This window comes from Rhizobium sp. AB2/73 (assembly GCF_020871915.1).
Lineage (GTDB): Bacteria > Pseudomonadota > Alphaproteobacteria > Rhizobiales > Rhizobiaceae > Rhizobium > Rhizobium dioscoreae.
Genome location: NZ_CP067074.1, coordinates 441,819 through 462,898 on the forward strand (window position 1 = coordinate 441,819; position 21,080 = coordinate 462,898).

General features: G+C 54.6%; 24 protein-coding genes and 4 pseudogenes. 19 read left to right on the forward strand and 9 right to left on the reverse strand.

Annotation, left to right across the window (positions count from 1 at the left end):
• Positions 1 to 11 precede the first annotated feature (11 nt).
• The 5 genes from I8E17_RS33080 to I8E17_RS33100 all read right to left on the reverse strand — a co-directional run bounded on the left by I8E17_RS33080 (position 12) and on the right by I8E17_RS33100 (position 4,041).
• The gene (locus I8E17_RS33080) at positions 12 to 1,022 is read right to left on the reverse strand and encodes a methyltransferase (protein ID WP_209159731.1); all 1,011 of its coding nucleotides are present in this window, start codon (positions 1,020 to 1,022) and stop codon (positions 12 to 14) included.
• Positions 1,023 to 1,236: 214 nt separating this feature from the next.
• A complete protein-coding gene (locus I8E17_RS33085; protein WP_121593430.1) occupies positions 1,237 to 1,539 on the reverse strand; it encodes a helix-turn-helix transcriptional regulator in 303 nt (100 codons plus the stop codon).
• Positions 1,490 to 2,137 (reverse strand): acyl-homoserine-lactone synthase, encoded by a 648-nt coding sequence (locus I8E17_RS33090; RefSeq protein WP_121593432.1) that lies wholly within the window; start codon positions 2,135 to 2,137, stop codon positions 1,490 to 1,492. The genes I8E17_RS33085 and I8E17_RS33090 overlap by 50 nt, the downstream gene beginning before the upstream one ends.
• Positions 2,138 to 2,215: 78 nt before the next feature.
• Entirely contained in the window at positions 2,216 to 2,914 is a 699-nt protein-coding gene (locus tag I8E17_RS33095; protein ID WP_121593434.1) for a LuxR family transcriptional regulator, read from the reverse strand.
• Positions 2,915 to 3,021: 107 nt separating this feature from the next.
• A complete protein-coding gene (locus I8E17_RS33100) occupies positions 3,022 to 4,041 on the reverse strand; it encodes an SUMF1/EgtB/PvdO family nonheme iron enzyme (protein WP_209159733.1) in 1,020 nt (339 codons plus the stop codon).
• A 609-nt stretch (positions 4,042 to 4,650) separates the two neighbouring features.
• On the opposite strand from I8E17_RS33100, the gene ribA reads away from it, so the two are divergent.
• The 4 genes from ribA (at position 4,651) to I8E17_RS33120 (ending at position 9,028) form a co-directional block, all read left to right on the forward strand.
• Complete coding sequence (gene ribA / locus I8E17_RS33105) at positions 4,651 to 5,280, forward strand: GTP cyclohydrolase II RibA (RefSeq protein WP_078053779.1); 630 nt, start codon at positions 4,651 to 4,653, stop codon at positions 5,278 to 5,280.
• On the forward strand, positions 5,277 to 7,016 hold the full coding sequence (locus I8E17_RS33110; RefSeq protein WP_209159735.1) for a WD40 repeat domain-containing protein: 1,740 nt from the start codon (positions 5,277 to 5,279) through the stop codon (positions 7,014 to 7,016). The genes ribA and I8E17_RS33110 overlap by 4 nt, the downstream gene beginning before the upstream one ends.
• 99 nt (positions 7,017 to 7,115) lie before the next feature.
• Positions 7,116 to 7,526 (forward strand): VOC family protein, encoded by a 411-nt coding sequence (locus tag I8E17_RS33115; protein ID WP_162993114.1) that lies wholly within the window; start codon positions 7,116 to 7,118, stop codon positions 7,524 to 7,526.
• A 23-nt stretch (positions 7,527 to 7,549) separates the two neighbouring features.
• Positions 7,550 to 9,028 carry an MFS transporter gene (locus tag I8E17_RS33120; RefSeq protein ID WP_209159737.1) on the forward strand — a complete coding sequence of 493 codons (1,479 nt, stop codon included), beginning with the start codon at positions 7,550 to 7,552 and terminating at the stop codon, positions 9,026 to 9,028.
• A 275-nt stretch (positions 9,029 to 9,303) separates the two neighbouring features.
• On the opposite strand, the gene I8E17_RS33125 is transcribed toward I8E17_RS33120, so the two are convergent.
• Complete coding sequence (locus I8E17_RS33125; RefSeq protein ID WP_209159739.1) at positions 9,304 to 9,765, reverse strand: hypothetical protein; 462 nt, start codon at positions 9,763 to 9,765, stop codon at positions 9,304 to 9,306.
• Between the two features lie 224 nt (positions 9,766 to 9,989).
• Between I8E17_RS33125 and I8E17_RS33130 the strand changes: the two are divergent.
• The 4 genes and pseudogenes from I8E17_RS33130 to I8E17_RS33145 form a co-directional block, all read left to right on the forward strand.
• Positions 9,990 to 10,731 (forward strand): annotated as a pseudogene (locus I8E17_RS33130) (ATP-dependent DNA ligase); the annotation flags it as partial.
• A gap of 142 nt (positions 10,732 to 10,873) precedes the next feature.
• Positions 10,874 to 11,350, forward strand: coding sequence for an Hsp20 family protein (locus I8E17_RS33135; protein ID WP_209159741.1), 477 nt, complete (start codon positions 10,874 to 10,876; stop codon positions 11,348 to 11,350).
• 72 nt (positions 11,351 to 11,422) lie between these two features.
• Complete coding sequence (locus tag I8E17_RS33140; RefSeq protein WP_209159743.1) at positions 11,423 to 11,722, forward strand: DUF982 domain-containing protein; 300 nt, start codon at positions 11,423 to 11,425, stop codon at positions 11,720 to 11,722.
• A gap of 10 nt (positions 11,723 to 11,732) precedes the next feature.
• On the forward strand, positions 11,733 to 12,008 hold the full coding sequence (locus tag I8E17_RS33145; RefSeq protein ID WP_209159745.1) for a hypothetical protein: 276 nt from the start codon (positions 11,733 to 11,735) through the stop codon (positions 12,006 to 12,008).
• A 239-nt stretch (positions 12,009 to 12,247) separates the two neighbouring features.
• Here I8E17_RS33145 and I8E17_RS33150 read toward each other — a convergent pair.
• Positions 12,248 to 12,556 (reverse strand): annotated as a pseudogene (locus I8E17_RS33150) (ATP-dependent DNA ligase); the annotation flags it as partial.
• Positions 12,557 to 13,807: 1,251 nt separating this feature from the next.
• Here I8E17_RS33150 and I8E17_RS33155 point away from each other — a divergent pair.
• The 4 genes and pseudogenes from I8E17_RS33155 to I8E17_RS35425 all read left to right on the forward strand — a co-directional run.
• Positions 13,808 to 14,017, forward strand: a complete 210-nt coding sequence (locus I8E17_RS33155; protein ID WP_059759453.1) for a cold-shock protein — start codon at positions 13,808 to 13,810, stop codon at positions 14,015 to 14,017.
• 134 nt (positions 14,018 to 14,151) lie between these two features.
• The gene (locus tag I8E17_RS33160; protein ID WP_065654520.1) at positions 14,152 to 14,379 is read left to right on the forward strand and encodes a hypothetical protein; all 228 of its coding nucleotides are present in this window, start codon (positions 14,152 to 14,154) and stop codon (positions 14,377 to 14,379) included.
• 414 nt (positions 14,380 to 14,793) lie between these two features.
• On the forward strand, positions 14,794 to 15,069 hold the full coding sequence (locus I8E17_RS33165; protein WP_065654519.1) for a hypothetical protein: 276 nt from the start codon (positions 14,794 to 14,796) through the stop codon (positions 15,067 to 15,069).
• Positions 15,070 to 15,202: 133 nt separating this feature from the next.
• Positions 15,203 to 15,712, forward strand: a pseudogene (locus tag I8E17_RS35425) (hypothetical protein); the annotation flags it as partial.
• 201 nt (positions 15,713 to 15,913) lie between these two features.
• On the opposite strand, the gene I8E17_RS33175 reads toward I8E17_RS35425, so the two are convergent.
• Both I8E17_RS33175 and I8E17_RS33180 read right to left on the reverse strand, forming a co-directional pair.
• Positions 15,914 to 16,234: a hypothetical protein gene (locus I8E17_RS33175; RefSeq protein ID WP_209159747.1), complete on the reverse strand. Its 321-nt coding sequence runs from the start codon at positions 16,232 to 16,234 to the stop codon at positions 15,914 to 15,916.
• A gap of 13 nt (positions 16,235 to 16,247) precedes the next feature.
• Positions 16,248 to 16,535: a hypothetical protein gene (locus I8E17_RS33180; RefSeq protein WP_209159749.1), complete on the reverse strand. Its 288-nt coding sequence runs from the start codon at positions 16,533 to 16,535 to the stop codon at positions 16,248 to 16,250.
• Between the two features lie 305 nt (positions 16,536 to 16,840).
• Here I8E17_RS33180 and I8E17_RS33185 point away from each other — a divergent pair, with 305 nt between their 5' ends.
• The 7 genes and pseudogenes from I8E17_RS33185 to I8E17_RS33215 all read left to right on the forward strand — a co-directional run bounded on the left by I8E17_RS33185 (position 16,841) and on the right by I8E17_RS33215 (position 21,080).
• Complete coding sequence (locus I8E17_RS33185; RefSeq protein ID WP_209159751.1) at positions 16,841 to 17,176, forward strand: hypothetical protein; 336 nt, start codon at positions 16,841 to 16,843, stop codon at positions 17,174 to 17,176.
• Positions 17,177 to 17,323: 147 nt separating this feature from the next.
• Positions 17,324 to 17,605, forward strand: coding sequence for a hypothetical protein (locus I8E17_RS33190; RefSeq protein WP_065654515.1), 282 nt, complete (start codon positions 17,324 to 17,326; stop codon positions 17,603 to 17,605).
• 133 nt (positions 17,606 to 17,738) lie between these two features.
• Positions 17,739 to 18,125 carry a hypothetical protein gene (locus I8E17_RS33195; protein WP_229002290.1) on the forward strand — a complete coding sequence of 129 codons (387 nt, stop codon included), beginning with the start codon at positions 17,739 to 17,741 and terminating at the stop codon, positions 18,123 to 18,125.
• Positions 18,126 to 18,224: 99 nt separating this feature from the next.
• Positions 18,225 to 18,565: pseudogene (locus I8E17_RS33200) on the forward strand (IS110 family transposase); the annotation flags it as partial.
• An 84-nt stretch (positions 18,566 to 18,649) separates the two neighbouring features.
• Positions 18,650 to 19,123, forward strand: coding sequence for a transposase (locus I8E17_RS33205; RefSeq protein ID WP_229002291.1), 474 nt, complete (start codon positions 18,650 to 18,652; stop codon positions 19,121 to 19,123).
• Positions 19,120 to 19,476 (forward strand): IS66 family insertion sequence element accessory protein TnpB, encoded by a 357-nt coding sequence (gene tnpB, locus I8E17_RS33210; protein WP_209160203.1) that lies wholly within the window; start codon positions 19,120 to 19,122, stop codon positions 19,474 to 19,476. The genes I8E17_RS33205 and tnpB overlap by 4 nt, the downstream gene beginning before the upstream one ends.
• Positions 19,477 to 19,547: 71 nt before the next feature.
• Complete coding sequence (locus I8E17_RS33215) at positions 19,548 to 21,080, forward strand: IS66 family transposase (RefSeq protein WP_209160202.1); 1,533 nt, start codon at positions 19,548 to 19,550, stop codon at positions 21,078 to 21,080.

The window sequence follows — 21,080 nt, forward strand, 5'->3', positions numbered from 1 at the left end:
CTGATGGTTAGCTATTTTTCGCCGACGATCATCGTGTAGCGAGCCAGTGCCCCGATCGTCGTTGCGGTCGTTTGCAGGCCTGCCCCACGCAGCAACTCAACAATTGAATCAGTGGGATGAAGTTTGCCGTGACGCGTATTCAGCATCATGTGAAGTGAAAAGCCTGCTGCACTGGGAGGCGCCGTCCCGGTGGGATCAAGCGTCATCGTCAGAATGATAAGTTTGCCGCCCGGGCGGAGTAGCGAGACCACGCCCTCAATGATCACCTGGATTTCGGCGTAGGTGAAATAGTGCAAGCAGTCGTTTAGCATGCACAGATCACACTGCTCATCCGTCCGCCAATCAGTTTTACGTATGTCAATTTCGCGGAAACTGAGGCGGGACTCCAGGGAACCCGAGCGGAACTGTTGCTCTGCAACTTCTCTTGTCGTCGCCAGATCCCAGACCTCACCGGTAACGTTCGGGTATTGTTTGGCTATTTCCGCTAGATAGGCACCATGTCCACCGCATATATCGAGTACTCGTCCGGCACCTGCAAACAGGCCGCTCTCCAACAACTGGGCAATGTTATCCTTTGCGAGCCGTATCATCGCCTGATTGAATGCAGCGTTGGCCTTGCTGTCACTGGCCAGCCGATTCTCCTGCTGATGCACGGTGGAATGCTGTGTGACAAGAGACTGCCCTATCATTGACCAAAGGGACCATTGTAGCCGTTGATGATCGATAATGGGACCAACGAACTCTGTGGATGTGGAGCGAAGGAATGAGCCAGACGAGAGCGTATTCTGGAACCTCTCACCAGTCTTGCGAAGCAATCCCAAAGCGGTCAACGCGTTAAGGACGATTTCGCTTTTCTCCGGCAGCCAACCGCGGCGTGCTGCAAGTTCGGCAGCGCTGGTCTGATCAACAAGGTCATCGAAAAGCCGTTCGGCGACGGCGAAATGTAGAAGCGCTGAATCATGAAACTGGTCGCCCATCCTGAAAATGGAGCCTACCGTCATTTCTGGAATTGCATCGCTCATTTTCTTCCTCGTCGTTCCTGTTTGTTTGGGTTATGCCGATCACTGCACACACTCGGACCAAGTCCTGCAAGTAGTCGGAGGAAGCCGCGCTTGGCGATCAGCAGGCATGCCAGGTGCCAAGTAGGATCACCGGCCAGGGCACGCTCGCGCCAGATCCGCTGCTTTCATAGTTCGTTGGAGTGACGCATGCGTCGGCTCAACAGCAAGACATGCCTCAGTTGCTTGCCAAAAGCTGAGAGGCATATCGAAACGCAATCTGCGCTGTATTTTTGGCGCGAAGCTTCTTCATGGCATTGTATCGATGGACCTCAATGGTTCTCTTACTGACCGCGAGATCCACAGCTGCTTCCTTGGCAGACCGCCCCTGTACGATCAGCCGAAGCACGTCTTTTTCTCTTTTCGTGAGGGTCGCAAGCTCGTTTGCAACACTCATTGAGGACATATCAGTGGGTGCTGGTTCCATCTCTTCAAGCTCTCCGCTGGATTTTGGGCGGATCTGAAGAATCTTCAAAGACATCGCCTCGAATCCCCGATCTTTCCCGAATGGAACGGATCGAGTCGGCAGACACGTCAAAGACGCCGGCAACGGTAGGTAAGCCGTCGTACTCGTAAGGCGATCCCAAGCGATCGAACCGACATCCCGCCCTGCGGAGAATACGCTCAAGGAACAAATCATAGACCGACACGATGTTCAGAACACCCGCACCAAGCGCAATTTCAAACAGGCCTGTCAACAGCTCGCCGGTGGTATAGTTTAGTCCGTGGTCAGTGTGGTCAGTGACGGCTTTGGTGTCGACACAAAATCGGGAGCTTTCCCAGATCAACGGATGGCGAATGAGAGGTGTCCTGCTCATTGTCTCGGGAAAAACGTCCGAGAGCATGTGAGGACCTGTTGTGGGGAGGAGCCTGAGCGATGCGAGAAGTTGCCCCTGCTGGCTCACCGACAGAACGTAAAGCGGATTTAGCTTGTCAAAGCGATCAATTTCTTTCCCGGCGTTGACGACGACAGACCAGCCTCTCCTGTCGAGAAACGATCGGGCTCGAAGTCGATAGAGCTGGTCAAGCAATTCCTTGTTTGTTTGCGCGAGCTGGTCGGCATAATCGAAAATAATCATCAAACCGCTCCTCCAAGACGGTCGCAACATATTCATGCATGTCGTGTTGATAAATACTCGATTAGTTGAGTATTGACTTCATAATATGCCCCGGCGCACGGCAACAGCAACCGCCTGAGTTTTGTTGGACGAGGATAGTTTTGAGATCGCATTTCGGAGATAGAAGTTTGCCGTGTTCTCGGTCAAGCCCATGATCTTTGCGCTTTCCCAAGCGGACTTGCCTTCTGAGGCCCACTTCAAAACATCCGTTTCGCGCTTTGATAACTGAGGCGCTTGAATCTCCATTGCACCGCACAAGGCCAGAACCTCGAGGTGAAAAAAGTAAGCAAACATGGCGATTTCGCCAAATCTCAGGGATTTGAATTGTTCCCAGTCGCGGGAAGAGAGATCGCTATTGATCGAAAACATTGCCTTTTCGCCGTAGGCGCCCCGAATGGGGAAGGAGAGGCCTTGGTGGCTAACCCCGAATTCCTTTGCCTCTCCAAAAAATCGCTTTATTGCGGCCCCTGTGTATGGTCGTGAACTCCAATCGAATGGGAGAATGCCAGTCAGGCCTTGTATAATTGCAGGATCAATTCGGAAATATTCCCTGCCGAGGTAATGACTCGCCCATTCTGCCGAGTAGGTGGCTATGGCGAGTGGAGCGGCGTCCTCCGCAAAAGGAAGCGAGATTGCGAGGTACGCCAGGTTGGTTATGCCTGCAATGCCCACAAAGGACCTGAGGTAACGTCTGGCATCCTCTAGCGTCTCGAAAGCCGGTGGATTTCTATCGAACATAGCAGGCCTCCCGCCTGATATTCAACCTATGCGAGATAAATGGATCACGATTGTATAAAGAGGTCAATGTTAGTTGTGTTCACAATTTTGGGTTGGCCTCCACGACGTCATGATGTGATCGTTTCTGCCAGCCGAAAACCCATTACGTAAAACGAACGGTCAAGCGGACCGCCATGTCGGCGTCGACAACGGGCCATGTCTCGAAACCGCGTAAATGATCCACCCCTCGCGACCCGATACTTATCGCCCAGAAACGAGACGAGATCGTCACGGACGAACTCGCCACCGGGATAAGGCATATAACAATCACTGACATATTCTTCGACCGTCCCCGCCATATCAAAAACACCGAAAGGAGACGCGCCTTTTGCAAAAGAACCAACGGCCACGGATCGGAAGAGACCGAGCTCAAGGGTGTTGGCAGCTTCGGGGTCGAATTCGTCGCCCCATGGGTATTCAAGACCAGTTGAGCCGGCGGCGGCGTACTCCCATTCGAATTCGGTCGGGAGCCTGAAGAGGCGACCGGTTTTTTCGGACAGCCATCTGCAATATCGGTCGGCTGCTTCCGGCCTAACGGAATAGACGGGATGATTGCTCCTTTCTAAGGGAAAATAACCAAACGGCCAGGATGTAGGTGGCGTTTCCCTGGGGTTTTCGACCAAGAAGCGGCGATATTCGATGTTGGTGACCGGATATTTGCCGATTCTGAAAGCCTCGAGATTGATCTCAAACGACGGGGTCTCTTTGATCAACCACTCTTCTTTCAATCCCAGATCCGGATGTCGCGCACAAATCGCACCTACCTCAGTGGGTGAGGTTCCAATCTTGACCTGCGCCCGCGGCACTTCAATCATGCAAGGAGCCGTTGCAGCCAGACGATGGTCTCCCATCAACCCCAGCAAAATCCCTGCAGCCAGACGATCGGCCAGTGATGCCCACGCCGATTCCACCACGGCCGCGAGTTCTTCGTTGCCGCTGCCCTTCAAAGCGAAGATATTACCCTTGATCGAGTCAAAACGACATGAACGAAAGCCTTCCGCGGTACCAAGCGCTTCCCGGTCCGACATAGCATTGATATCGGCGGCATCTCCGATGTAGCGGCTGACGCCGGGCATATTTATATCCATCTGATCTCCTCCCTGATGGCCAATGTCTCGCGATCGATCTCGCCTGCAGTGCAGGCAGTTTGAAAAAACGTCCTCCGCTCCTTGTAAGGTATCGCTCAGAGCAATCCGGAACTGACGCTGCCCAATTGATGAGTTCGAGAACCGACGTCGGACAAACATCATCGGCTCCCAAAGGTACGAGCATCAGCCGTTCTTTACCACCAATACAGGGTCCTATTGTAGGCGGTCGCGCCCTTCGCAGTCGCTCCAGCCTCTCGAAATGCATTCTTTTAGGCATGCGGTCCTCCGATCGGACTTGTAATGTCGCGGCCGACGATTTTGCCGTCCAGGACGATACGTATCCGACAGACGGGTTGGGAAAACGCCCCCAAACCGGTGCTGATGAGAGTTAGCGCAGTCATGTATTGCGCGTCACCCATCTGTCTGCTCGCTGGAATTGTCAGGCGCATCGTACTTTAACAATTGCGCCAAAGACAAGTTTGAGTTAAGCGTTTACGAAATAAAATCGTATAAAAACAAATGCTTAAGTAAAAACTACTAGATTCCAGCTGAGTACACCTCGGTCGATTTTTTGCGTCATTGAATCAAAATCCGGGAGGTTCTGAGAAAATGGCATCACATAAGATTGCTGTTCGCCAGCGCGTGACAATCCCGCTGGGAATCAAAGAAGCGATCGCGGAATTCATCACCTTCGATGGATTCCTCGATGGCAAGGAACATTTTGCCCTTTGCGTGAACCCGCATCTGATTGAGGGTCTGCCTCTCGTTCGGGTGCACTCCGAGTGTGTCACGGGAGACGTTTTTCAGTCTTTGCGATGCGACTGCGGCCCTCAATTGAACGAGGCGATTGAGCGCATGACTGAATGTGGTGGATATATAATCTATCTGCGCCAGGAGGGACGCGGGATCGGTTTGAACGCCAAACTTGATGCCTACAAACTCCAGGACGAAGGATTGGATACCTTCGAGGCGAATGTGCGTCTCGGGCATGCCGCCGATCCCCGCTCCTTTGAAGCCGCCGGTGCGATGCTTCTGGCTCTCGGACTTGGCGCGATCCACCTCATCACCAATAACCCTCTCAAAGTAAGAGAAATCCGAGAGGCCGGTATCGCCGTTGTGAAGGCTTTGCCAACAGGCGTTCACCTCAATGAGTTCAATCGCCGATACCTCGAAAGCAAAGTCGCTTTCGCAGGCCATAACATTGAGTTTGTTCCACAAACGAGGAGAACAGTATCATGAAACACATCGCGCCAATCAGCGGCGTTGCCAGCTTCCAGGATATGTACGTCGCCAGCGCGGGGTACGACAATCAGGTGATCCTCTGGGATGCGCGGTCGCATCAAGCCCTGGCCAAGGTCAATCACGACCATCTGGCTAACATGTGCGTATTCTCTCCCGTTGGCGATCTGCTCGCCAGTGCTAGTAGCGATTATACAGCACGCATTTGGGACGTCCCATCAATGCGGTTGCGAGCTGTCCTTTCGGGTCATACAGATGACGTCGAGATGGTGGCGTTTTCCCCTGACGGAAAACGTGTCGCAACCTGCTCACGAGATCATTCGATCCGCATTTTCGACATTGACGGCAATCATCTGGCAACTTGCCTCGGACATACTGCTGATGTGATCTCGGTCGCGTGGATGCCTTCAGGTACCGAGATTGTTTCGAGCAGCGACGACGGATCCGTTCGCCAGTGGAGAGCCGGCGATGGTTCGCAACTCTCTGTCAGCAACTTTGACGGAATCGAAACCGATACGGTAGCGATAACCCCCGAGGGACTTATTTTTGCGGGAGATGATGAAGGCCGTATATCGATCCTGCGCGGAGAGACAGCAATTTCGAGTGTGACTGCACATGAAGCCGGCATCAAACGACTTGTTTACTCTCCGGTGTCGCGGCAACTGGTCAGTCTCAGTTATGATCGGAAGATGAAGATCTGGCAAGTCAATGCGGAAGCGATCGTCAAACTCGCCGAGGCTGCATTGCCAAATATAATCTGGCCTCGGTCTTGCTCCTTCGTGGGTAAAGAGAAGATCGCTTTTGCCACGTTCGGCTCGACCTATGCAGTCTACAATATTCGAAACGGTACCTGGCACGATATTGACTATGAAGCGAGCAAAAGTGTGAACGCGGTTTTGCCAGTTGGAGACGCGTTGTATACGGTCGGCGACGCTGGCATTGTAAGGAAAGACAACGCGTTTGTTGCCGATATGAACGGTCTTTGCAACTTTTTCACGCGCTTCGGCAGCACTCTCGTGACCGGCGGCCAGATGGGGAGTATTCACAATGCGATGACGGGAGAAGTCGTTTATCAACACCACTCTCCCCTAAACTGTGGATGTGCGTTTCTGCGCGATGATATTCCGCATGCCGCAATCGGAACTTACACCGGCGAAGTGGTTATCATTCGTGAGATCGACGGCAAGGTTGAAGTCGTGACGTCGATCAAGATGCACGAAAATGCGATCAAGGGCTTGGCGACAGATGGCGAAGTGATCTTTGCAGTTAGCGCCAACCGCAACGCGGCCGTCGCCTCCATTGGCTCGTTTTCAGTCATTGAGACTTGGATCGGAAAGCACCGCCAGATCGCAAACGGATGTGCCGTCGTCGCGCCAGGCGTATTTTGCAGCGTGAGCAGGGACCTAACCTTACGGATTTGGCGACGGAGCGAGATAGAGGAAATAAAAACGCCTCATCGAAACTCTTCGAAATGTGTCGCTGCTAATGAAACGTACATCGCCACGGGAGACTACGGCGGACGCATCGCAGTGTATAACCTCGAGACTAATACGTGGCTCAATGTCGTGCGCCCAAGCACCAGCGGCATCTCATCGATTTCGACGGATGTACGAACAAGCAGCTTCGTGGCGAGTTGCTACGACGGAAGAGTCTATGGTGTGACCATTTGCGACGAAACCGTTTCGGTGAGTGTGAGACTAGATGTGCCCTATAATCAGTTAATGGCGGCCGAATGATCAGTGACAGGTTCTCGATCACAGATACAACGTATCGCTTATCACCCATTCTGACCGTCAACAGAGCAGTTGAGAAACTGCTGTTTGAAGGAGATCATCATGGCGTCTAATCCAACGCTGGAAATAATAAAAGTCAGCGAGATAAAACATCTCAACATCCTGGTGAAGAACTTGGACATTTCATGGGCGTTTTACAGCGAAGTTTTGGGCTTCTCGTATGTGAACCATCTGGGCCCCAGGAAGATCGCCGCGTCTTTCCGCGGTTTCGATTTTTTCTTGGAGGAAGCGGTCGATTACCAAGGAAAACCTGATGAGAGGATCCACTTTGGAATTCGGACTGACCGCCAGGGAGTGCTGCTTTGGGGGGAGCATCTGAGCAACAATGGAGTCACCCTTGTAAGGGGAAACAATCCCGAGGCAACTATCTATGAGATGACAGGAACGTCTCGTGTTGCTCTTTATTTCCAAGATCCCGATGGATGGACAATTGAGGTATATAGCCCAGAATAACAGCTGTTTCGATAGGGATCTAAATGGGTGTTCTTGCGGAATGGAAGTCGCTGTTTTTAGGCGGTAATTTTTCTAAGATAGTGGTCTTGGGTGGCGGAATAGCTTTGCACGCGATCAACATTTTTGTTGGATCGACGTTGATGCCCTCAATCGTAAAAGATATTGGTGGTGTTGATCTTCTCGCTTGGAACACTACTCTCTACATAGTGGCCTCGATACTCGCATCGGTGTTTGTTGCCCACCATCCGGCGGGGTTGGGGCCTCGTCAGGTTTACGCAACCGGAGCGGCATCATTCGCCATCGGCAGCCTTCTCTGTGGTACTGCGCTGCACATGGAGAGCATGCTCTTAGGGCGTTTTGTTCAAGGGTTCGGCGCGGGCATTCTTGTCGCCATATCCTATTCTATGGTCCGGGCGTTATTTATAGAAAGTTTATGGCCGAGAGCATTGGCTTTGATGTCGGTGGTGTGGGGGGGGGCGACTTTATTGGGACCCGCAATCGGCGGAGTCATGGCTGCCGCAGAATTATGGCGGCTCTCTTTCTGGATACTTCTGCCTGCGGCGTGTTTTCTCTTTTTCATTGCATGGTCAGTACTGCCTGAGGAGTTTGCTGGTTCGAAAGACTCGCCGCCACCATTGCTTCAGATTGTTCTTCTTTCGGTGTCGATCATGTTGCTTTCGTTGGCTGGCACCGCCGCAGAATTGAATATTCTCATTGCAGGGGCCTTTCTTCTTCTCGGATTTATATGCGCGGCAGTGATTGTGTGGCGCGAGAATTATTCCTTGGCAAAACTCCTTCCCACGGGTGCATTCTCAATGCACTCACCGTTATTCATTTTGTACCTTATGATGATCTTAATCTGCGCCTGCCAAGCGAGTGAAATTTATGTACCGTACTTCTTGCAGCTCTTAAAAAAACAGCAACCGCTTTGGGCTGGCTATATGGTGTCGACCATCGCTTTTGGATGGATGTTGGGAGCGATCTGCTCCGCGGGACTTATCGGACGAAAAGCCCGAATTGCCGTCCTCGTTGGGCCCATCGTTGTTTTTCTGTCGTTTGTAGGGCTTTCAATTTTTCTTCCTGTGCCCAGGGTCGCCGTCGACCGAAACGAAACGGTCGCGATAGTAGTTTGCTTGTCCGGATTGGGTTTAGGGATAGGTGTTTGTTGGCCACATCTGCAAAGTTCGGTGTTATCTCGCGCACTGCCTCGCGAAGAGGATTTAACCTCGGCGTCTATCCCCATTATTCAACAGTTCGCTAGCGCTTTGGGCGCTGCGGTTGCCGGATTGGTCGTGAATGTCAACGGCGTGTCGGACGTAGTGAATTTGAATAGTTTATCGAATGCTGCATGGTGGCTGTATTTCACTACCTCTACCGTCGCTGCGCTTGTTGTGCCGCTCGCCCTCTTCGCAATGCGCATCGTCTCGCCGATTAAGACCTCTGACCCAAATGGGATAAAATCATTGAATAAGACCTCCCTCGACAGGATTACTGATGTGTAACCCGAAGGTACCGATCGAGCGAACCCGTATGCTAGATTGCCACAGATCCTCTAATAGTTCCAGTTGCATAGGGTGTGATTAGACGGATCTAGGGTTCGAATCCTGTCAAGGTGAAGACGCTCGCAAGGCATCTGGCTCAAGCTCTATTGCGGTCGTTCATGCGGGCCGCAAATTTCGCTAAAGCGGTCGCTCGGCTGTTTGGGCTGAATGTCCCAGTTGGGGTGGAGAGCGGCCTAAGCGCTTTCAGGCCGACAGAGGATGAAGCGGCCACCCGCTCACTCGAACAATTGCGACATTGACACTTGTCGGATGCGCTGTTCGTCCGAGGTGAAGCTTAGCAGCATCCGCTTGTCTCCAAGCACCCAGCGATCGTTTTTCAAACTACCACCGCTGCTCCATTCCGGCTCTCCAAACTTTGCTCGCGCCTGCTCCCGGGTCATGGTCATATCGAGATCGAAAGGCGTTCCATCGATCGGTCTTCCGGCTTCCTCCGGAAGAACGAAGAATGTACGCAGAACCAACTCCCCTTCCGCAAAGCGCGTCCCTTTCGGCAACTCGCTTCCGAGAGTAAAGAGCAGTTCAATCTGTTGACCGGGGACCTCGACGTTCGTTTCCTTCTCGCCGCGTGGCGGTCGCGTGAGCGGGAGCGTCGCACCCAGCGACTTCAAGTAATCCACGACCGCTGCGTCGGTTTCCGACTTTCCCAGCAATGCCAATGCGCCCTTGTAGATTGCCATGCAACAGCTCCAATGCTTACTTGCGACGATTGCCATGAGATCGGTACCGGGACGCCGCGAAGACCCTGTCAATAATAAGCAACGACGATCGGGACAAGTGGCTCATGAAGAGGATCCGGAACAATTGAGAAGGCAGGTGAAAACATGAATGCAGATCGACTGTTTACCCAAACTGAATTGCACGGAAAATCGGCCGATCCGTTCATCCAGGACAGCGGACATTCATTGATGGCGAGGCGGTGGTACTGAATGAGGAAGGCCGCCCGGACTTTGGAGGGCTGCAGCGCTGGCTCGGCGGAAGAGGGGGCAAGCGCGTTTCGACGGAGTCCGTTCTCTTCGCCTTTGACCTTCTCTACTTGGACGGTCACGATTTGACCCGGACCGAACTGTCAGTTCGCCGTCATCTCTTGACAGGCTTGCTGGAGGGCGCCGTCGGTGCGATCCAGTTGTCCGAAGAGATAAAGGGAGACGGCGCTGAGCTATTGGCCAAGGCCTACTCGATCGGCATGGGGGGCGTCATCGCCAAACATCGAGATAGCCCCTACCGCTCTGGTCGGACCGGCGACTGGCTGAAGATCACGTGCGTGCAGAGAGAGTTTCATGATCCTCGGCTGCGAGCAGTCGGCGGTTGCCCACGGTGGGATTGGCAGCCTCCTGCTGGCAACTCGCCGGGACCACGATTGGGTCTATGTCGGCGCCGTCGGCACGGGCTTCAAGGAAAAGGATGCAGCCTACCTGAAGAAGACGCTCGACACACTGAAGACACGGACACCAGCCGTGCCGCTTAAAGGCAAGAACTACGTTTACGCGCAGCCGACCTTGATCGCGGAAATTGAATTCCGCGGCTGGACCGACGACGGTAATTGGCGACACGCATCTTACAAAGGGTTGCGCGAGATCCAGGACAATGCCGCTGTTTATGACCTCAACCGAGCAAAGGGTTTCAGTGCGTCGGCGAGGTCTTAAATTTTTTCGGCTGGTGCTCTTGAATCCTAAATTCTCAAAAACCAAATCGATTGCCGCCAACCGCTGATAAAAGGGCTGGCCTTGCTGGGAGCGCCGCCTTTCGGCGCTTCCGTACCCATGTTGCTTCAAGGAGGATATGGCTATGGCAACATCTTACGACTACGCACCTCTCTTCCGCTCGAGCGTCGGCTTCGACCGGGTGTTCAATCTTCTCGAAAACGCTCAGCGCGCCCGTTCGATCAGCGACTGGCCGCCCTATGACATCGTCAAGATCGGTGATGATAGCTACCGGATTTCGATCGCGGTCGCAGGTTTTGCCCAGGATGATCTCGACATCACCTTCCAGTCCAATCTGCTGACGGTCACTGGCAAGAAGCAGGAGACGGCATCCGAAGGTTATCTGCATCGCGGCATTGCCGGCCGTCCGTTCGAACACCGGTTCGAGCTTGCCGACCATGTCAGGGTGAATGGTGCCGATTTGAACAATGGTCTTCTGTCGATCAATCTCGTTCGTGAGATCCCCGAGGCCTTGAAGCCGAGGAAGATCGAAATCCAGACCCAGCCGGCCCTCGTGCAGTCGACCGCCCCGGTGCAGATCGAAGCGCCAAAGGCCGCCTGACCGAAACTGCGGAGAAGGGGCGTCGCGGGCAGCGGCGCCCGTTAACATCACGGGTTGGGAAGGAGAGAGACAATGAAACCCGATATGTTCAGACAACCAGTTGCCATCCTTGTCGGCCTCGGCTTCCCGGCTGAGGTCCGGAGCGTCATGGATGCCTACCGGCACCTTGCTGAATGGCCAGCATCGTTGCGTGACACGGCACACTCGATGGCGCTGAAAGCCTGTAGTGCGGCACTGCGCGGCGAGATCGAAGCGGAGACCGCGCGCGGCCTATTCGCCGCCTTCGCTGAAAAGCATGATCTGCTGGCGCCGGAGAATGATGCCATCGCGGCATCGCACCTTCGGCGGGACAAAGATCCACACGTTCGATAGGAAGGCCGACATGCACGAGATGTTACAGCAGGCCGTGAGCAATGCCGCGGCGATGGGGCCGGCGATCCTGCTTCAGGGCATGCAGATTGAGCGGCCGATCGATGTCGTAAAAGCGACTGCTCTCACCGCACACGACAAGCGGACCATCCTGGCTGCATGGGCCTCGGATTTCTACGCGGTCGATTCGAAGCCGTTGTTCCGCCATATTCCCGGAACACCGGATTCGGTTTCCATCGATGAGGTTCAGGCTGCCCTCCAAGAACTTGATCGACGCTACGGCTTCTGATCTCTGGCTTCTCAGGCAGCCTGTTTCATCGACTTCGCCAGCCGCTTGATGGCCTGCTCCAAGGAACGCTGGCCATCGCAATAATCCTGCCAGGCGCTCGTATTTTGGAGGAGCGCCTGTACTGTGCGGTGAAGCGTTTCGGATCGAGATCGGTCTTCACCTGGGTCCAGGTCACGGCATCGATACGGTAGCACCCGGCCGCGCACGCGGCGACAACGGCGTGACCGCCATAGCCATCCGGTCATTGCCGGCGACGCCGGCTTTTCTGCCTCGACTTCGGCTGCAGGCTTGTCTTCGCGCAGCCGCTTGAATGCCGCCTGAGGTACCAGTCCGTCGGCCGTTCAGCCGGCAAACTGGATCTCGGCGACCAGTTCGGGTTTGACCCAGACGATGTTGGAAACCTTCTTCGGCGCGCCGATGCCCGCGAACGGTGATTTGGCGGCTTCGATCTTGCGGAGCCTTGGCAAGATTGTATCGACCGTTTTGGCACCGTAGCCGGTTCCAATCCGGCCGACATACACGAAATGATTACCTCCGAAGACGCCGACCGCTGCTCATTCCGCGGCAGGCCCTTCGTTCTAGTCCTGCACAAGTGCGGCTCAATGTGGAAAGGTATCGGCTGCCACGGATCAGGCATTGACGACCTGTTATGTCCTTATCACGCGCGGAACGTTTTCAGCGAAGCTTGCGCTCTGATCATTTGCGCCACCCGTCGGAAGTTCAGCTCACTCGCGCCGTCCTGCGAATAACGGGGTCGCCGGTTCGATAGTGTTCAAGAGCAAAATAAAAGTGGCGCGTCTGGTATAAGGTACGGATGTCAGGTTAGCGACGCTATTCTTTACGTCAGCATAGCAATTACACGCTCCCAAGAGCAGTCTTTTCGCGTATCAGGCTTTCAACGATCGTTGAGGGATGGGAAATTGACAGGCAGGTTTCGGGCGACCGCGGCAGGAAAGCTGCATTCCCACCGAGCCAGCAGCTTTGAGCGGCAGCCCAGCTTACATCGACACTCCTTCTATTCTGCCACTCCTCAGCAGCGAACATCGCATGTATCGATGGACGGTCAAAATTAGCCCTCGTTCGCTGATGTTAATGGGTTTACAGAGCGCAAATCTCTGTACGCGTGGGACGTCGAAGCTACCCCGCCCCTATATGACCTTAATTGAAGGATTGCCAAACAGACGGGTCGGCCTCATCATCGTGCCTTCGGCAGCCATTAAAACGGGCGCTGTCGCTTTGGGCTTAATGCTCGTGCCCGCAATCTGAAAGGAGGACCCATGTCTTCCAGCATTCACGCCGTCGATTTCAATCCCGGCAGCAATCGTATTCTCAACCAGATGCTTCATAAGGCCGGATATGTCACGGCGAGGATGAAACCGCTGTCAGGAGCGCTTGCACGTCAATCACGCGCTGTTTTGCTCCGGTTTATGTCCGGCGTCATTCGCCAGGGAGACACTGATTTTCCGTCGGGACCGGAGTCCATTTCCGCTTCCGGACGACCGTGATTCCATGGCTGAACCTGGCGTGGGGTTACGTTCCCAGCCCTGTTTCCGGAGTCTAGAGTGTGAAACGGCACCCCGAAATTACAACTAAATGCTGAGAGTGCTGGAGCGCAAAAACTAAAAGTTGACAATCGGATATTGACGACCTATATGTTGAACATCGATATTTGCTTGCTTAGCTTTGGTTATCGCGCGTCTGGCACCGTGCCCTGAACGAGCCTTTTCTCTCAAAAATCGCTATCGCATCTGCAACGCCGCGGGCGTTGTGGTTCTCTTATTGCCATGAAAGGGTTCATCATGACCACTGGCACAGTTAAATGGTTCAATTCCACCAAGGGCTTCGGCTTCATCCAGCCTGACAATGGCGGCACCGATGCGTTCGTCCATATCTCGGCCGTCGAGCGCGCCGGAATGCGCGAACTCGTTGAAGGCCAGAAGATCGGCTACGACCTCGAGCGCGACAACAAGTCGGGCAAGATGTCGGCTTGCAACCTGCAGGCTGCCTGATCATCCCGGTATCCGCTCTCCGTTGACCACGGATGTACTGGCACTGTCGAGAGCCATGATACCAGCAGGTCAGGCAAATTGCCTGGCCTTTTTTGTTGCCGCGGCACCTCGCGGCGTTCAATCCGGAAAAACCCATGTCACAGACACACAGCAAATCCCGTCAGAAGGCGGAGATTGCCTTTGCCAATACCCAATCGCAATTCTTCGCCCGCAACAGCGCCGTCGATGAACTCGATTCTCTCGTTCTGGCCCGCGAGGAAAAGACGCGGCGGCTTCGTGAAGCGCGTCTTGCGAAAGAATTGAAGGACCGAGAGGCGGCGACCGCCTTTCTTCTCGAGAAACGGCGGGCCAAGACGGTCTGATCTGCCCAGCACTCTCTCCAAGGCAAAGATTGCAAAAAACCAGAAACAATGACCTTGCCGATCGCCGCATCGCGGTCTTGGAAGCAAAGTCCGCTTTTTGGAACGCCTATCACGCGATAAAGGCCGCCACTGGCCCTGCCAGAATAGAATGGCAGGCGGAGCAGACGAGGGTCCCCGTGCGAGGGAAGAGCGGCGCATTAGGCGCGGACGGATAAAACACGACGAGGCCGCCCGCAAGGCCGAGCGCAATCGGCGCTACGCCAATTGCAAGGCAAGGCGGCTATAGTAAATGGCTTGGTCACGTCCGGTCACCAATCAGGCTCTTTCAGCAGTTTCTTTCAAACCGTTGTAATCCGCAACCGACAGCGTGGTGCAAACCGCCGCTAAAGATTCGTCACACCGAAAGGGATACCCATGGCAGACAGTACCGGCGACCTTCAGGCACTCAACACGGCATGGCAGATCGCAATCCAGGAAATCCTGCGGATGGTCATCCGCGACATGTATCATGCGGGCGGAGAGGAAGCCTTTCTGGCGAACGTCAAGCGGATCGAAGAGGGCGCCGTCGACAGCATCTATTCCGACCTGCGGCTACGCGGGACGAATGAATGGACGGAAACGCTTGTCAAGGATAATGCAAGTAACTTTGTAACCACGCTGCTGACATCGTTCACATATGATCGAATCTAATGGAAGACGGGGCCGTGCGTGAGCCGCGCCGCTGCTGTTCCGTACAAGCATTTTGATAGGTTGGGCTTTGCGCGCGGCAACTCGCTCGCCAGCGTCTGCTTTCAGAAACTATATGGTGGAGGTTCACGCCACCAATGTCCGAACGGACGCCTATGGCGGCAAGGTGGAAAACCACGCGCATTTGATGCTCGAGGTCACGGCCACGGTGGTGCAGGAAATCGGCGCCAAGCGCACTGTGCCTGATTTCGCCGCTTTCGCCAGCAAATGGCATTTCCTGTAGCGATTCCCAGGCGCAATACGAGTATATCATCGATCAACTTGATGCTCTCGGCATCGCGTACGTTCATGTGGTCGAAGGCCCAACGTGTGGCACGCGCCACGTTGCACCCTTCGACTACGGATCGCTCCGCCGCCGCTTCAGCAGTGCATATATCACCAATAATGGCTATGATCTCGATCCGGCGACGTCGCATCTAGCCGAGGGAACGGCGAAACTGATCGCCTTCGGACGTCCGTTTATCGCCAATCCTGATCTCGTCGATCGACTACAAAGCGGCCCCCCTTGGCTGAGATCAATCCGGTCACACTTTATGGCGGTGCAGGTGCGGACTGTTCCGGCTTCACCGGGACTTCCGGCAGTTAAGCGATCAAGGCGCCGTATCTCGGTGCGGCTCCCGTGATAACGATCATCATTAATCTCCCACAATTCCCAAGGCTGCGCGGCCACAGGCCGCGCGCCAGATCGAAAAAAGCTATGGCCACCGTCGCATCAGAGAACAGATGTCCGCACCCATGACCAATAATTTGTGATGGGGTTGATGAAATCAATGGGGGAGTCCGCGGGCTATTTTTCGGCGGGGAAAAATCTTATGAGCTGTGTCTTCATAAGGGCATCTCGACTTGCGGCATCCAAGGAGATGCAATGTTCAATATTTGCACGCAAATCCGCAGGCACTTCTGGTCCGCCGGCTTTCAGGAGCTTATCGCCCATCGCGAGAAGAGCCGCCAGCTCGACACCACATCGGGACGCAGACATAACTGTTGCTCCTGCCGGACCGGGTCGTATTTCTTCAAGGTCGTTGCTGGCGGTATAAAGCGTCAACAGATACCAGATCAGAAAGAAAGCGGACCAAAGCATCATGCTTCCAAGAACATATGCGCGCACAGGTGTTTCCCCGTTATCTGCCGAACTCCGGAAGGCCTTGGATTGCGTACCTCGCGAGTGGTTTGCGAGCTGGCACACGGTCCCGCTTCTGCACCCCGAACAGGAACAGCATTTCTCCTTTGAGTTTGGAAGGGTCGGTCATTCCACCCTGAAAAAGATCAATTATCTTGCGAGTGGCCTTGTTGAATGCCCGGTCGTCATCCAGGCGCGTATCGATTTCAAAGCCTGCATCTGACAATAGAGACCGCAACATATTCAGATCGTGAGACGAAATCGGGCCGTATTCTTGTGCGGAAGACATCGTGTCCTCCTTTCGTTGGGGCCAAGGGATTTCACCTTGAAGCGGTAACGCCCTTTAAAAAAGCTACCGAAGAAATCAGCCTGCGCGTTTTGAGTTTCATTAGCAAGGGAATTCCAATGCGCCAGAATACAGCCGCCGCTCAATGATGACCAGCGAATGGCTGGCGAACTTCGCTTGATGTTCTTCCAAAACCGTATTCGCTTGCGTCTGGAGCTATTCAGGCGCACTGTAAAGTGTCGGTAGCGATGTCACGGGCACTACTGGTTGAGGGTCGGTTACCCTGGCCCCAACGAGAGGAGGACAATATGTCTTCCCACGCCAGCCTTGCAGCCATCTCCCCAGAGGAGATGGAGATGATCCAGTCAGTTTTGAAGAGAGCAGGCTATAACGCCACGTTGCTGGGCAATGACCAGCGACAATTCAATACGGCCGCATTTCTTGTAATGAGACTGTTTCTTGCGGGAGAAACATCTGCAGATGCTCTCGCGGCACAATTGAAACGCCGTCTTGGAAATGCGGACTCACTCAAACAATCCTATCAATCACGGCCTGTTGTTGAGGCCGTCAGAAGTGTTCCGCGCAACACGATATACGTCCTCAACTTTTTCAGGAAGGCGCGTGATCGATCGATTGAGGGTTGATGAACAGTCCTGGAAGAACGAAGGCGGTATTGTAAGGAACCCCGTTGCCAATCCTTCTCGGGGTCCGAAATCCACTTAGTTGAGAATGACAGTTGAGAATAAACGTTGCGGCTCCGTGTGAATTACATGTCAGGAAAGAGTGAGGGTATGAAAGAAAGAAAGACATACAAAGAAATCACTTTCGCGAACCCGTTCGTACTGGATGGACTGGTAGTTCCTTTGGAAGCTGGAACATACCGTCTGGTTGTCGATGAGCAGCTTATTGAAGGTCTCAGTTTTCCTTCGTATCAACCCGTCGCTACACACCTTGAGATACCCGCTATCTCCGCCCAATTAGTCAAGCGCCAGTTTTTGCAGGTGTCCGCGGAGGAAATAGAGGAGGCGCTGCAAAAAGATACCGAATCGCAATGCGGCGAGTCCGACCAGTGATCAAAACGCTTCACCCGTTGGCCGGTGAGTGCGCTAGTCAGTTTGTGCGTAAGCGGTAATACGACGCTATTTGCACGCTGCTTAGTTTTCTCCAGACAAAATCTATCTCCGGCATAGCGCGGGCGAGCGCAAAATGAGTAAGAAGGATATTCCTGTGTTACATGCCTTCAGAGGCAAAAAACTGATAGTGGTAGAGCGGCGTCCGTCATTGACGGCAGCGTGCCATGCGCAGCTTGCAGCCGCCGGAGCCATCGTTGCAGGCCCTGTTTCCTCTGTCGAGCAAGTCTTGAACCTGGTGGAAGCTGGCGATGTCGACGGGGCAATTATTGACGTCAAAGTTGACGTGGAAATGATGTTACGTTTAGCCATGCTTCTGGAATCAATGGCGACGCCGTTCGTTTTCGCATCTTTCATCGAGGTGAACTCGGAAGGCTACGCCTTTAGCGGTGATAGGGAGCATCTCCGCAAGATAGCGGACGCTCTTTTTGGCTCGCCTGGACCGGCGTCAACCCTCCATTAATGTGGCCCCGTTGAATAGATGGCGTGGTTGCCACTCCACCCACGGCACGTTCTGCCAGAGGATGACCGGATTAAATCCGACGGGTGAAAGGATGGCGGCATGACATACAACACTAGGATTGGGATCGATTTGGCGAAGAGCGTTTTCCCAGTTCATGGAGAGCTCAGGGTTCGGCAGAAGCTGTCCTGGCAGCATTTTTCCCAATTTATATAGCCGGGCAAGGCGTTCTGATAGTCGTAATAGAGGCGTGCGGGAGTGCTCGTTACTGGTCACGCGAGCTGGCGAAACTAGGCCATAATGTACGGCTGATAGCACCACAATATGTGTGTCCATTCGTAAAGCGCCAGAAGAACGATGCTGTGGATGCCGAAGCGGTTGTCACCGCCGCACAGCGGTCCGAGATGCGCTTCGTCACGCCGAAACCGGAGGAGCAGCAGGCACAGGCGCATCTTTTTTGCGGAAGAGAACGACTTGAACGTAAGCGTCATCTTGACCCCACCTTCCGGATCACCTGGTGATTGACGATGTTGAGCCTGAACAGAGGGCTTGGACATATGTCGATTTCAGAGCTTACGCTTAAAACTAAGGATGAAGAGCCGGTTCGTCGGTTCGAGGTATTTACTGGAAGTGGTCGCCGCCGCGAATGGAGTGACGAACAGAAGGCGCGGATCATCGCGGAAAGTTATGAGCCCGGCGTGACCGTGTGCTCGGTGGCACGGCATCACGGGCTAACATCGCAACAGTTGTTCACCTGGCGACGGCTTGCCCGCAGGCCGCTCGATACAGCGCCGGACGAGGCATTGATGTTTGCGCCTGCCATTGTCGCCCCACAAGACATACCCCCGGCGAAAAAGGTACGGCGAGCACGGTCACCGAGGAAGGCTCATGGTGAGGCTGTGATTGAGCTGGAGTTTGGTGGTGCAATACTGAGGATTGCATCTGGCGCTGACGCCACGACGATTGCAGCCGTCATTGCGGCCATGAAGGCATCATCGTGATTGGTCCGTCCGGCGCGGTGAAAGTCATGATCGCCACCAAGCCTGTCGACTTCCGCAAGGGTGCAGAGGGGTTGGCGGCACTGGTGAAGGCAGAGATGGGAGCCGACCCGTTCTCCGGCACGATCTATGTGTTCCGGGCCAAGCGAACCGACCGCATCAAGTTGATCTTCTGGGACGGTAGCGGCGTGTGCCTGGTCGCCAAGCGGCTTGAGGATGGCGAGTTCCACTGGCCCCGGATGCAGGATGGTGCGATGCATCTGACATCCGCCCAGTTCTCGGCTCTATTTGAGGGGCTGGATTGGAAACGCGTCCATGTGCCAACCGAAACACGCACCCCCGTTATGGCAGGATAACGGCCGCGACAAATTGAATCAGCCGCATTCAATATCTCGTTTTGTGGGGCAAAATATGCTGTTCTTGCCCCATGACGATAAGGGCGGACGATCTTCCCAATGACCTGAACGCGCTGAAAGCGATGGTGCTTTCGCGCGAGGCGGAGAATGCCCGCCTGCGTCAGATCATCAAGGAATTGCAGCGCCACCGGTTCGGTCGCCGAGCCGAAACGCTTCCCGAGGATCAGCTTCTCTTAGGCTTGGAAGAAGCTGAACAGGTCGAGGCGGATGGTCTGGAAGCGAAAGAAGAAGCCTCTGCCGCTGTGCGCCAGGAACGTGTTGCCAAACGGCGAACGAACCGGGGTTCTTTGCCAGCTCACCTGCCACGCATCGAGATGATCGTCGATATCGATGACCATGCCTGCCCAGGCTGCCGCCATGATTTGCATCGGATCGGCGAGGATGTCAGCGAAAAGCTCGACATCGTTCCCGCTCAGTTCCGTGTGTTGGTCGTGCGCCGCCCGAAGTATGCCTGCCGGGCCTGTGAGGATGTCGTGGTTCAGGCTCCGGCTCCCGCCCGGCTGATCGAAGGCGGCATTCCGACCGAAGCAACCGTCGCCCAGGTTCTGGTCTCCAAGTATGCCGATCACCTGCCGCTCTATCGTCAGACGCAAATCTACAAGCGGCAAGGGATCGACCTCGACCGCTCGACACTCGCGGATTGGGTAGGCCGCGCCGCCTGGCATTTGCGTCCTGTTCATCAACGGTTGCTCGACGTTTTGAAGACATCTTCAAAGCTCTTTGCCGATGAAACGACTGCCCCGGTTCTCGATCCCGGACGGGGCAAGACCAAGACCGGGCAACTCTGGGCCTATGCTCGCGACGACAGGCCGTGGCGGGGAGACGATCCGCCCGGAGTTGCCTATGTCTATGCACCGGATCGCAAGGCCGAACGCCCGATGACCCATCTCGACGGTTTTGTCGGCATTCTCCAGGTAGATGGCTACAGCGGTTATCGCCCGTTAGCTGCCAAGAACACCGTATCGCTGGCATTTTGCTGGGCACATGTTCGTCGGCGCTTTTACGAACTGGCCGCTGCCGGTCCCGCACCTATTGCCACCGAGGCGCTACGGCGCATTGCCGAACTCTACAGAAACGAAGACGAGATACGTGGCCGCACGCAGGAAGAGCGCAGCATCGCGCGTCAGGAAAAGAGTCGTCCGATCACCGACAGTCTAGCGCCCTGGCTCACACAACAGCTCGGGCTCATCAGCCAGAAGACAAAGCTGGCCGAAGCGATCCGATACACCTTGTCGCGCTGGGATGGGCTGACCAGGTTCATCGATGACGGCCGCATCGAGATCGACTCCAACACAGTCGAGCGATCCATAAGACCAATTGCCCTCAATCGGAAAAATGCACTCTTCGCGGGTTCCGATGCAGGAGCCGAACACTGGGCGACCATCGCATCACTCATCGAGACCGCCAAGCTCAACGATGTCGAGCCGCTTGGCTATCTCGCCGACGTGCTTATCAGGATCGTCAACGGTCACCCCAACAGCCAGATCGACGAGCTGTTGCCCTGGTCATACAGGAGCGATAAAATCCTCCCGACAAAAGAATAG